Source organism: Vibrio sp. V42_P2S4T144, assembly GCF_009904715.1.
In the GTDB taxonomy this organism is placed as follows: domain Bacteria; phylum Pseudomonadota; class Gammaproteobacteria; order Enterobacterales; family Vibrionaceae; genus Vibrio; species Vibrio alginolyticus.
Map to the genome: position 1 here is coordinate 1 of NZ_WXWS01000334.1, position 11938 is coordinate 11938.

An 11938-nucleotide genomic window follows, 5' to 3' on the forward strand; every position below is an offset into this window, starting at 1 on the left:
AAAGATAGTCGCGCTAGGTCTGTTTTTTGTTGCGCCATTCTTGTCTGCAAATACGATCGTATTTAGTAGTAGCCAGCAGCCTAGTGTCATACTGGAACTGGAAGAGATCCAAGCTTTACCTACCACTAGCTACACGATGACATTGCCTTGGCTTCCTGCTTCGTCAGAGTTTTTAGGCGTTAAACTCAGCACGCTTCTTACACACGTCTACGGAAAGGTACCAGAGCAGGTTGATATCAGCAGCTTAAACGACTATCACTCGACATTGTCCCGACAAGATATTCTTCGATATCAACCAATACTGGCTTATCAACAAGATCAGAATTACATAAAAGTCAGGAATAAAGGCCCTTTCTGGGTGATATATCCACTCAATCTCTATCCAGAGCTAAACTACAATAAATATCATGCGCAAATGGTATGGCAAGTAAATGAAATAAAAGAAAAATAATAAGAATGAAGTTATCAGAACCCTATTCTAAGAAACAAAGAATATTGCAATATTCTACCACCAGCAAAATGCTGCTGGTGGTGTTTGCCGTTTCTTTGCTCCTCGCGAATGTCGTGCTTTTACAGCAAACACGTTCACTCTCACAAAATTTTAATAACGAACAAAAACAAGCGACTTGGTTTTTATTCCAACTCTCCAAAGAACTATCAGAACTTGTCGGCGAGGCCAGACGGTTAGATGAAAACGTATTGAATATTGATGGTGCAGAGCTTCAATACGAGTTAGCGTGGAGCCGCTTTGACTTATTGACCAGTAGCACGAAAGCCAATAAGTTCTTTTCTCGGAACAACATGCACCTTTACTTCATTAATCTTTTTGAAGAGTTCAAAGAGCTAGAAAAACAACTAGTAGAAGCTAGAACAGGTGACAGCCAAGCTGCTGCTGCATTTTATCGTTCAACTCAAACACTATATTTAGGCTTAATAGACTTCGTTAATCAAAACTTCCGTCTAAGCAGTAAAGCTTATGAAGCACAAAAAGGTCAAACCCAGCGCTTAATGCAAGCACAATATATGTTGTTTGCGACGTTCGTTTTGTCGATTATATCTCTAACTTATTTCTTTTATCGTGAATCCCATTTTCATAGAAAATTGGCGCTCAGCGACCCTTTAACGAACCTAGGGAACCGCAATGCACTATTCATTACCCTAAACAAATTTACTCAAGAAAAAAGGCCCTTTTCTCTCTGGATTCTAGATTTAAATGGTTTTAAAGAAGTCAACGACACACACGGACACCAAGTTGGCGACACTGTACTGCGGGAAATCGCTAGGCGGCTTAATTCTATGACACTCAATGATTTTACTGTTTATCGCATGGGAGGAGATGAGTTCGCGGTTATCCTTGAAGGTGAACATCTCAATGAAGAGAACGTACGTGAGCAGATAAATACCGTCTTTGATGCACAAATATTAAACTCCGATAAAGTCTCAACACTTTCAACAAGCATGGGCTTAGCGCAATACCCTAAAGACAGTGACAATGTTGACTTTCTTATCAGCATAGCGGATAAGCGCATGTACAAAATGAAATTTCAACGTTAAACGGTATATATGATGAGAAAGTTCATGCAAGTACTGCTTCTACTGGCAGTCATTGCGGCAGGTGTGTTAGCTTGGGTATTTATTCCATCGCACGAAACCATCGGGCAAAAAACGCTTGAGCAGGCACTCAACGACGACTACAGCCTAGTTGGGCATCGAATCTACTCAACCGATCCGGATGCTGGCAACCGATTCGGCTACTTCGTATTGGCAACGGGCCAGAGCATTGAAGAGCAAGAGCCGTTTTTGGTCACTTCGGATCAGTTTATTCGCATGGAGCAAACGGGTGATAATACCTTGTCTGTGACCATCAATGGCCGTATTTACCATTATCATAACGACTTGTGGGTGCCAAAATCAGACGGGAAATTGCAACACTTTTTAGTCAGTGCAACCGCCAAGTACGTACGCTAAAACGGGAACCTTACTCCCCCCAAAAAAACAAAGCCCCGCATACACTGCGGGGCTTTTTACGTGAAGAAGAAAATAACATCGAAAGAATGAGCGTTACTTCGCTAATACTTTCTCTTTAATCACTTTGAGTACCCCAGCCTCTTGGTTGCTTGGCGCAGAATAACGAGCAATTTTCTTAATCTCTTCGTGCGCGTTGGCAACCGCGTACGAATGCTCACTGACTTGCAGCATTTCGAGGTCATTGAGGTAGTCACCAAACGTCATAGTTTCTGCCGGAGTAAAATTCATCGTCTCTTGAAGGTGCTGAATGGCCGCGCCTTTAGACGCCTCGGCATTCATCACATCCAGCCAAATTTTTGCGCTCACTACGACTTTATGCGTTGCGCCAAACTTCGCGTTCATGGTCGGGAACAGGAGCTCTTCCGAACCGTCAAAGTGACAAATTGCTACCTTAATAAACTCGTCTTCGACCTCAAGCAAATCCGTCACATATTCACAGCGGTGGTAGTACTTTTGAAATTCTTCCAGCGATTGCTGATCATGCGTTTCGATGTACGCCGAGCGCTTGCCACACAATACGATGTTCGCCCCGTCAATCTCACGAGCCGCTTTCACAATCTCCAACACTTCCGCTTTAGGAATGGTACAACTGTAGAGCTCTTTGTCTTGGTACATCACTAAGGTGCCGTTTTCAGCCACATACAACAGTCTGTCTTTGATTGGCGCGAACGTGTCTCGCAGACTGTAATACTGACGACCAGACGCAGCGGAGAACAAAATACCTTGCTCTTCCAGTTGCAAAAACAGATCGAAAAACTCCGGATCCAAACGACCGTATTGGTCAAGCAATGTGCCATCCATATCGGAAGCAATAAATTTGATGCGAACTTGTGACATTAACTAAAACTCTAAATGACGCTGCGAAAATATATCCATGTAAGGTACAGGATCTTGTATGAATCTCAAGTCGGGATGACGACGCCTTTCGCTATTACCAAGGATGCTGTTTAAAGTAATCTTCACTGTGATCGATGAAAGCTCTCACCGCAGGAGACAAGTGTTTACGTGATGAATACAGCGCGTAAATGTTGAGATCATTTGGCTTCCAATCCGGCAACACCGACTCAAGCTGACCCGATTTGAGATAGATATTGCTCAAGTAAGTTGGCAACATCGAAATACCCATGCCTTGTAAAGCGCCATGCAATAACGCCGTGGCCTCATTGCTGGTTAGGCGACACTCAATTCCCACCGATTCGAACTGGTCGCCCTGAGACAAATGCCACACGTGACGCTCAAAGTTTTTGTATCCCAAACAGTCGTGTGAAGATAAATCTCGCGGATGCGCGATCGCGTGGTGAGTTTGCAAATATTGCGGTGATGCTACCAACACCGATTCGCATACCGCAATCGGCTTACCAATCAAAGAAGGATCGGGATCTGACGCAATTCGGATCGCCAGATCGATACGTTGTTCGGTTAGATCACTCACTGAATCTTGCAGATCTATGTCGATATGCACTTTGGGGTGCTTTTGCATAAAACGGTTTACTACGGGGATCAACTGTGAGAATCCAAATGAAGTACTAGACGCAAGACGGATTTTTCCGGACAGCTCACCATCAGCGGCAATGTTCGACGTTAATGTATCGGCCTGTTTTAACCAGCGCTCAATCTGAGGCAAGCTGCGCTCCCCTGCGGTGGTGAGGGACACCTTGCGCGTGGTGCGGTGTAATAAACGAGTTTGCAGCCAGTTCTCCATCGCCTCTACATAACGAGTTACCATTGGTCGAGACATGTCTAACCGTTCTGCGGTCGCGGTAAAACTGCCAGAATACACCACATCTACAAATACTTTTGCTGCCGTTACTCTATCCATACATTTGCTCGAAATAAGAAATAGTGATGCACATTATTGTGTATTTTTCCGAGCGTATCAATTTCCTAATATAGCTCCCGTTCCCAAGCCATCGTCGCTTGGCCCCAAATTCTTTAGGAGCTTATTATGAAAAAATTCACTTTGAGTGCTGCATCCATTTTAATGGCAAGCCCTGTTCTAGCGGCAAACCACTCTCCCCTTACTCTTGAGGTTTACAACGCCGACGGTAACAGCTTCCACGTAAACTCAACCTTGGTATACGGTGAGACTGACGCCATGGTTATCGACACTGGCTTCACCAAAGCTGACGCGATGCGCATTGCCGCTAAAGTGCTGGACTCAGGCAAAACGCTTAAAACCATTTTTATCAGCCAAGCGGACCCAGACTACTACTTTGGCGCAGAGGCCTTACACCAACAGTTCCCTGATGCGCAGATCATCACAACGCCTGCGGTTCAAAAAATTATTAAAGAGAAATTGGCTGGAAAGCTGGCGTACTGGGGACCAAAGCTTGGCGCAAACGCACCGGTAAAACCAGTGATCCCTGTCGCGTACGATAAAGCATCATTAGAGCTAGAAGGTCATAAGATTGAAATCCGTGGTAACCATGGCACATCAGCACACCGCCCTTACCTATGGATTCCAGATAACAAAGCGATTCTAGGTAACGTAGCCGTGTACTCAAACGTACATTTGTGGATGGCAGATGCCGCAGACCAAACCGCCATCAATGCTTGGGAGCAGCAACTTAGCGAGATGCTTGCGCTTAAACCTCAAGTGGTCATTCCTGGTCACATGAAAGCAGGCACAAAGCTGAACGCAGACACCATTCGCTACTCGCAACAATACTTGCAGGATTTTCAGCAAGCGAAAAAACACAGCAATAACAGCGTTCAACTCATTGACACCATGTCTGCGAAATACCCAGAAGCTCAATTGCCAATCGCGCTAGAAATCGGTGCGAAAGTGCATACTGGTGAAATGTCATGGTAACCGTGCATTACTTCTTCGATCCCATGTGTGGTTGGTGCTACGGGGCATCACCACTCATCGAAGCCTTGATGGACACCTCTCAATTTAAGGTAGAGCTTCATCCCGGCGGTATGATTGAGAAACGCGCGATTGAACCTGAATTTCGTCAGCACATCATCAACAGTGACGCTCGTATTGCAACCGAAACCGGAGCGACGTTTGGTGAAGCATATCTGCAACGCGTGAAAAGCGAAGATGCGTTTGTTCTTGATTCTTATCTACCAACACAAGCGATCTTGAGTGCGGAAAAAATGGGGCTGAATCCATGGCACATGCTAAAGGCCATCCAATCTGCGCATTATCAGCTCGGGTTAAAAGTGAATGAAGCATCGACGCTCAAAGCCATTGCAGAATCGCTAGGTTTAGCAAGTGATGCGTGGGAGCAAAACATGGCGTTAAGCGAAGCCGAACTAGATGAGAGAATTCGCTCTAGCCGACAATTGATGCGACAGTTACACGTTGGTGGTTATCCAACCCTGATTGCAGAAGTAAATGGCGAGTACTTGACCTTGCCGCACTCGGCCTACTACGACAAACCGGCACAGTGGAAGCTTGCATTACAAAAACTGCGATAAGCTCTTCCCCACTCGCTCTTGTTCTTAATCCAAGAGCGAGTGCCAACACCGACATGGCAATCTTGACTCAAACAGGTACAATCCTCGCTCGATTTTTTACTCTCGCGGATACCCACCATGCACTCGCCTGAACATTGTTTTACTCGTTTTACTGCTGATATTTCTGGCTATGAATTGCCAACGCAGTTTACGTTTCCGTTCTACTACACGCCGCATCCTCTTTGCGTTATGGCCGCAAAGCAATTGCAACAGCACTTATTAGCGCAAACCGACTTCGAACACGATTTTGGTTTGGTTAATGAAGAAACGGGGCGAGGCAAAATGTTTGGCGTATTGCTGGTAAAAAGCCCTCAAGGCGAGCTCGGCTTTTTAAGTGCGTTTTCTGGCAAAATTGCCGACCAAAACTTGATTCCAAGATTTGTCCCTCCTGTGTACGACATGCTGACCGATGAAGGCTTCTTCCGCGCAGAAACGGATCCCATCAACGCCGCCAATGCGGAGTACAAAACCTGTGCTGCGAATCCGGAATTGGCAGATCTTAAAGCGCAAATCCAAGCCGACCGAGCCGCTTATCAGCAAGAGGAGCAAACACAGCGCCAAGTGATGATTGATGGCCGCGCCGCACGCAAACGACAGCGCCAACAGGGCGAGCAAACGCTCAATGCCGATGATCTCAAAATCTTGTTGGATGAGTTGGGTAAGCAAAGTGTCGCCGAGAAAAATGTTCTCAAATACTTAAAGCAAGCGTGGGATGAAAAGCTTGCAACCAAAGAAGCACGATTGGCCGAGTTAGAGCAGCAACTTGCTCACCTGAAAGAGCAGCGCAAGACGCTCTCCAACGCTTTACAGCACAAACTGCATAAACAATACCGCTTCCTAAACAACCATGGCGAAGCACGCGACTTGGTGGACATTTTTGCAGACACCACAAACCCAATCCCACCGGCAGGTGCGGGGGAATGTGCTGCGCCAAAACTGCTTCAATACGCGTTTAAACACGGATTCAAACCGCTGGCGCTGGCAGAATTTTGGTGGGGTGTGTCGCCAAAGTCTGAAGTTCGCCAACACAAAAAATTCTACCCATCGTGCAACAGCAAATGTCAGCCGATTTTGGGCCATATGATGCAAGGGCTGGATGTCGAACCTAATCCATTGGCGGAGAATTGGGCAGAAGACAAAGAACTAGAGATAATCTACCAAGACGACGCTATGGTCGTCGTCAACAAGCCCTCGGGCTTACTTTCAGTGCCTGGTAAAACTATCAAGGACTCTGCTTATACGCGCCTACAAGCGATGTACCCTGATGTGGAAGGGCCGTTTGTGATTCATCGCCTCGACATGGCGACCTCTGGCATTTTGGTGTTTGCCTTAACCAAGCGCGCGAACAAAAGTCTGCAAAAACAGTTTATGGCTCGCGGCGTAAAAAAACGTTATATGGCAATGCTCGAAGGCGTATTAAACGAGCCTGAAGGGGAAATCTCACTGCCAATGCGTGGTGACCCTGACGACCGCCCACGTCAACTGGTGTGTTTTGAACACGGGAAACATGCAGAAACCTACTGGCAACTGATTGAAGTCAAAGATGGGCGCAGCAAGGTATACATGTATCCGAAAACCGGGCGTACTCACCAACTACGTGTACACAGTGCTCATCACATGGGGTTAAACATGCCGATGGTTGGTGATGGTTTATACGGCGAAAAAGCCAACCGCTTACACCTGCATGCTGAGATGCTAGAGCTGGATCATCCATACAGCAAAGAGCGCATGGTGTTCCAAGCTGAGTGCGAATTCTAACGTCTTCCCGATTTTAAATAACAAAAAGGCACTGACTAACAGTGCCTTTTTTGGTTTCTAACAACAGAATAGGCGTGATGCGCAATACCGAAAACCGTTAGCTCACCTTAAACTTGGTCCACACCTGAGAGCGCCAACGTCTTGCCATGATGATACCACGTACCCATTCATCGAGTGCGATTGCCATCCAAGCCCCTAAAACGCCATAACCCAAGTGGATGCCAAAGATGTAAGAGAAAAGCACGCCTAGTCCCCACATACTCAAAATCCCCATTTGCACTGGGAACTTGATGTCACCCGCGCCTTTGAGCCCCGCGATAAAAATCAGGTTAAACACACGTCCGGCCTCGAGCAAAATTGAGCCCATGACTAACGAACCTGCCAATGCGAGTATCTCTGGTTGATCGGTAAATACGCGCAGAATCTCTTCTCTAAACAGGTAAATCAGTGTGGTTGCCGCCGTTGATGCCACAAATCCCACTAAGAAGTAGATTTGTACGCGTTTTAAAATGCTGCTCACCCAACCTTTACCGATGTAGTAACCAGTCTGAATTTGCGCTGCCTGACCAATTGCCAACGCGAAAGCAAACGAGAAACGGGCAATGTTTTGTGCATAAGTGAAAGCCGCCAACGATGCCGTCCCCATTTGCACCACAAAATACACAATGCAGATTTGCGCCACGTTGTAAGACAGCACTTCACCCGCGTTCATGCCGCCGATTTTTAAGATCTTTTTGTAAATCTCTGCGGGCACTTGTTTCATGGTCGACATCGGTAGTTCAATGCTGCTGCGAGCGAGAATAAACCATAACATTAACGTACCGATGACTTGGCTGACGACGGTTGCTATTGCTACACCTTGCACACCATACACAGGTAAACCGAATGGCTGGTAAAGCGCAATATAGTTACCAATGATGTTGAACACACCCGAGATCAAATTCACCACCATTGGGGAACGTGAGTAACCATGACTACGCAGAATAGTTGTAAAAACAACGCCAATCGTAACGTTAAACGTCATCGCACCGCTTATCAGCAAATATTCATGAGCGTACTGCTCAACTTGCGCTTCCAAGCCGTAATACGGGAGTAGGTATATCGCACCAAGCACGGCAATCACACTCAATAGCACACCGACGAGCACAGACAGCGCAATACTCGCAACACCAACGCTCACTGACTCTTGCTCGCGTCCAGCGCCATTGTATTGGGCAATCAAAATCCCCGTACCGCTACTGACAAACGTCGAAACGATGATTAAAAAGAAGGTAATCTGCGTGATCACACCAACAGCGGATACGGCTTTGTCTGAGTAGCCACTCAGCATGAACACGTCACTGGTTCCTAAAGCCGTCCGTAGCAAAATTTCGACAAGAATTGGCCAAGCTAATGCCACGATGGACATTCGTTGGTTGATGTTTTGGCTTTTAGGCATGCTTGTAACCTTTCCTACAACTAAAAACTGCCTCACAATATTTGTGAAGCAGTTTAAAAATAGTGACTCGAACGAAGCTCGATATGAGGTTGTGATTTAGCGCGGATTCTAGTCGCATATTGGTCATAACGACAACAATATTTCGCCCTGTTTCGGAAAAATATTTCTAATGCATTTTCGAAACGACATATGCCTTGACGATACGTAGAGCAGAGATTGGTGAACAATACTCTCAATCAACGAGCACCGAACAGAATCAGGATAATCAATAGAAATATCTCCAACTAGATACATTACTTTGAGTTATCAGTCCAACCATATAGAGCCATGAAGAACCGTCATGAAAACCTGCATGCGCCACCATTCCTCTTTGAACACTCGCACCAAATCACACTGATGGCTTTGCACTAAAAATGACTGATATCACATTTGGAAACTTTGTTGTTCTATTTATCGCGAAAATACCGCCTAGAATAAGCGTACACGTTAATTAAGCAAGGATACGTAATGTCGACATTGGCTGGGGCGCGCTTAGAAGAAATGGCGGACATCCGCTCAACAAGAAAAAAGAAAATTGTCTTTTTATGCTCCAGTATCGCCGCTGCCTGTTTAACTTATGGTTCCATTGCTCAATCACTTGAGAATAACTGGGGCTTAAGCTTTTTCCATGCTTTGTGTGCCTTGGCATGCTTAGCAATCAGTTATGTAATAAAAGTCCAGCGGCACCATCAATACGCCGACTTATGGCTAAGTGCTGTCTTAATGTTCGAAGGGTTATTGTTACTTCTGTATAACGATGCTCCGTCAGGCAAAATGTTATGGCTATATCCTATTGTCGCCACTCTGGTATTAATTAATGAGTTTAAGGTCGGTCTGTTGTTCAGTGGCACCTACATTTTACTGATCTTTTTTGGGGTCGCTTTTTTAGATCGACTGCCAGCAGCCACAGAAATCATAGAGCGGAGATTGATGCTGACCCTGATAGCGACCGCGTTTGTGTGTCACACGTTCTCGTATTACTACACGAAAGTCCTCAATTACATTCAAACACTGTATCGTGAGGGGATTGAGGAGTTAGCATATTTTGACCAGCTCACTGGGCTTGCCAATCGCTGGAGCTTTGAGACTTGGGCGCGCGCAAAGCTCGATGAAATCAAGCACTCATCTGATGACAGCATCACCGCATTGGTCTTTCTCGATATCGATAACTTCAAGCACATCAACGACACCTACGGGCACGATATTGGTGACCAAGTACTTCAAGCCTTCGCAACTCGATTAAAAAATAACATTCGCAACAAAGACAGAAAAACAGATAAACACGACTACTCCATCGCTCGATTTGCGGGCGACGAGTTTGTAATCATGCTTTACGATGTAAAAAGTAAAGATGACCTCGACAGCATCCTAAAACGGATCGTAAATCTGTTTCCGACAGGTTACCGAAGCTACGATATGATTAACGAGTTAACGATGAGTGTAGGTGCTGCTATCTATAAGCAAGATGCAAAGGATTTGTCTGAATTGACTCGATGTGCAGATAAAGCAATGTACGCAGCTAAACATACTGGTAAAAACCAGTACGCCTTTTATGAGCACTGCAATACGGAAGAACAGTCAACATCTGATGCACCAGCGGTACCAGAAGCTTGCTAATGACTAAGCGAACACATGCATCACCCAAAGCCCCACAACGAGGAATACGATTAACCACACTACTTGCAACGTTCTGTTCGGCTTGTCTTGCTGACGAGTGGGGTGATCTTTAAACGCACGGCCCTTCATTTTTCCCATTAAGCTCTTTCCTAGAGCACGTCGATAAAATTCACGTCTCTTATGAGCGGCATTGGCAACTTCGGTAAAGCGCTGTCTTTGCTCATTGGTGAGATCTTTATCCTCGTAACGAGGAGGGAGATCAGAATGCTTGCGTTGTACTGCCATCACTTCCTCCCTGGTCGATGGGTACATTTTTATTAAGTATATACCCAAATAACCAAAAAGATGCGTTATAAGTGAAGCACATAGACGAAAAAACCACCCGAAGGTGGTTTTATGACGAGCAACAAATGAACGCTAGAAGTACTCACATAAATACGCAGTCGCTTCTTTCACTTGAAGCTCAAATGAAGAATTACCTTCCACTTCAAAAAACTCACCACTTTGATAAGTCGTCCAATCGCTCTCGCCAACACGCTTGACCACAAGCGCACCTTTTACAACCGTCATACGCTCTGGTGCTTGAGTACCAAAAGTGTACTCACCAGGAAGCATCACACCAACGCTAACATCCTGATCTTTTTGGTTAAAGCCTAGTGATTTTACACTACCAGCAAAATAGCTATTTTCCTTAATATTCATTATTGGTTTCCTTATCAAAAGTCCGCTCTTTTTTACCTTGTTTCTTTCCGTTACTCAAGCTTTGAAAGCCATTAAACTCAACGTAATAACGCACATCCTTTGCTACTGAGCGAGAACCTTTTTTTTGCGAGGATTAATCAGGCGACCTAAACCGAGCAAGAAAACCTGCGAAGTAATGAATGTGAGCAAACAACAAAACCATCAATAAGATGTGTATCTGAATGTAAAAGTGGACATTAGATCATAGTTTCGTCGTCTCAATGGCGGGATTGTTTGTTTTTAAAAAGGAAGGTTTCCACCATGTTAAAAAAGTGGAGAAAATTAGATCTATGACGGACTCGACTCGCCGAAGGCGAAAAGCACGACAAGAACCAAAACTTTCATTTTTGGCTCGCCACCAATCCAAAATCCTCAAGAGTACATTTGTCTGCTTCGGGATGGGTATGTTGACGTTTTTTGGCTATCAAATCCACCTCTCCTATCAAGACCACATTGATCCGGAAAAGGTGTACGGCGAATGGATTGAGATTGGCGCGCCACCCTACCAAACAGAACGTCTCGTTTTCACTGAAGATGGGGTATACCGAAACCATCGACTTATTACGACGGAATTTGAATTCGATGGCAAGGTCATCACGTTGAATACCGGATTAGGAAAGACCGCGTATCAGATCTCAGGCTCTCATCTTTCACCTCAAATACGCCGTATTGAGCCTCTTATTCCAGATCAGCGATTCATTCGTAAAGGATTTGAGCATACCGTTCAGGGCTCAGAAACCGGCGCAGCCTCTAAACGTCGTGCCGCGTTGAGTGAACACTTCAGCCGTGACTAATACGTCTTCACGGCTATTTTTCCTTTCAATTCTCTTTCTATATCAATGAAACAAAACC

Annotated in this window: 13 protein-coding genes; 8 read left to right on the top strand and 5 right to left on the bottom strand. The window is 45.4% G+C overall.

The window, feature by feature from the left end; all coding sequences use genetic code 11:
* The 3 genes from CAG68_RS11630 to CAG68_RS11640 form a co-directional block, all read left to right on the top strand.
* Positions 1-451 (top strand): oxidoreductase (locus CAG68_RS11630; protein WP_237667873.1); only part of this gene is annotated, 451 nt, incomplete at its 5' end.
* A 5-nt stretch (positions 452-456) separates the two neighbouring features.
* Complete coding sequence (locus tag CAG68_RS11635) at positions 457-1554, top strand: GGDEF domain-containing protein (protein ID WP_053303994.1); 1098 nt, start codon at positions 457-459, stop codon at positions 1552-1554.
* A 24-nt stretch (positions 1555-1578) separates the two neighbouring features.
* Positions 1579-1968 (top strand): hypothetical protein, encoded by a 390-nt coding sequence (locus CAG68_RS11640; protein WP_017633832.1) that lies wholly within the window; start codon positions 1579-1581, stop codon positions 1966-1968.
* 93 nt (positions 1969-2061) lie between these two features.
* Here the strand turns inward: CAG68_RS11640 and CAG68_RS11645 are convergent, their stop codons facing one another.
* Positions 2062-2865, bottom strand: a complete 804-nt coding sequence (locus CAG68_RS11645; RefSeq protein ID WP_054729173.1) for a Cof-type HAD-IIB family hydrolase — start codon at positions 2863-2865, stop codon at positions 2062-2064.
* A 94-nt stretch (positions 2866-2959) separates the two neighbouring features.
* The gene (locus CAG68_RS11650) at positions 2960-3847 is read right to left on the bottom strand and encodes a LysR family transcriptional regulator (protein WP_054729168.1); all 888 of its coding nucleotides are present in this window, start codon (positions 3845-3847) and stop codon (positions 2960-2962) included.
* A gap of 126 nt (positions 3848-3973) precedes the next feature.
* On the opposite strand from CAG68_RS11650, the gene CAG68_RS11655 reads away from it, so the two are divergent.
* The 3 genes from CAG68_RS11655 (at position 3974) to CAG68_RS11665 (ending at position 7251) form a co-directional block, all read left to right on the top strand.
* Positions 3974-4840, top strand: coding sequence for an MBL fold metallo-hydrolase (locus CAG68_RS11655; RefSeq protein WP_161441169.1), 867 nt, complete (start codon positions 3974-3976; stop codon positions 4838-4840).
* Positions 4834-5454: a DsbA family protein gene (locus tag CAG68_RS11660; protein WP_017633828.1), complete on the top strand. Its 621-nt coding sequence runs from the start codon at positions 4834-4836 to the stop codon at positions 5452-5454. The genes CAG68_RS11655 and CAG68_RS11660 overlap by 7 nt, the downstream gene beginning before the upstream one ends.
* A 117-nt stretch (positions 5455-5571) precedes the next feature.
* Complete coding sequence (locus CAG68_RS11665) at positions 5572-7251, top strand: pseudouridine synthase (protein ID WP_161441170.1); 1680 nt, start codon at positions 5572-5574, stop codon at positions 7249-7251.
* A gap of 97 nt (positions 7252-7348) precedes the next feature.
* On the opposite strand, the gene CAG68_RS11670 is transcribed toward CAG68_RS11665, so the two are convergent.
* Positions 7349-8689 carry an MATE family efflux transporter gene (locus CAG68_RS11670; RefSeq protein ID WP_025768746.1) on the bottom strand — a complete coding sequence of 447 codons (1341 nt, stop codon included), beginning with the start codon at positions 8687-8689 and terminating at the stop codon, positions 7349-7351.
* 507 nt (positions 8690-9196) lie between these two features.
* Here CAG68_RS11670 and CAG68_RS11675 point away from each other — a divergent pair.
* Positions 9197-10345, top strand: coding sequence for a GGDEF domain-containing protein (locus CAG68_RS11675; protein ID WP_053308037.1), 1149 nt, complete (start codon positions 9197-9199; stop codon positions 10343-10345).
* A 3-nt stretch (positions 10346-10348) separates the two neighbouring features.
* Here the strand turns inward: CAG68_RS11675 and CAG68_RS11680 are convergent, their stop codons facing one another.
* Positions 10349-10630 (bottom strand): hypothetical protein, encoded by a 282-nt coding sequence (locus CAG68_RS11680; RefSeq protein WP_005374405.1) that lies wholly within the window; start codon positions 10628-10630, stop codon positions 10349-10351.
* A 132-nt stretch (positions 10631-10762) separates the two neighbouring features.
* Positions 10763-11047, bottom strand: a complete 285-nt coding sequence (ppnP, locus tag CAG68_RS11685; RefSeq protein ID WP_005383244.1) for a pyrimidine/purine nucleoside phosphorylase — start codon at positions 11045-11047, stop codon at positions 10763-10765.
* Between the two features lie 329 nt (positions 11048-11376).
* Between ppnP and CAG68_RS11690 the strand changes: the two genes are divergently transcribed.
* The gene (locus CAG68_RS11690) at positions 11377-11880 is read left to right on the top strand and encodes a DUF2850 domain-containing protein (RefSeq protein WP_053308095.1); all 504 of its coding nucleotides are present in this window, start codon (positions 11377-11379) and stop codon (positions 11878-11880) included.
* Positions 11881-11938 lie beyond the last annotated feature (58 nt).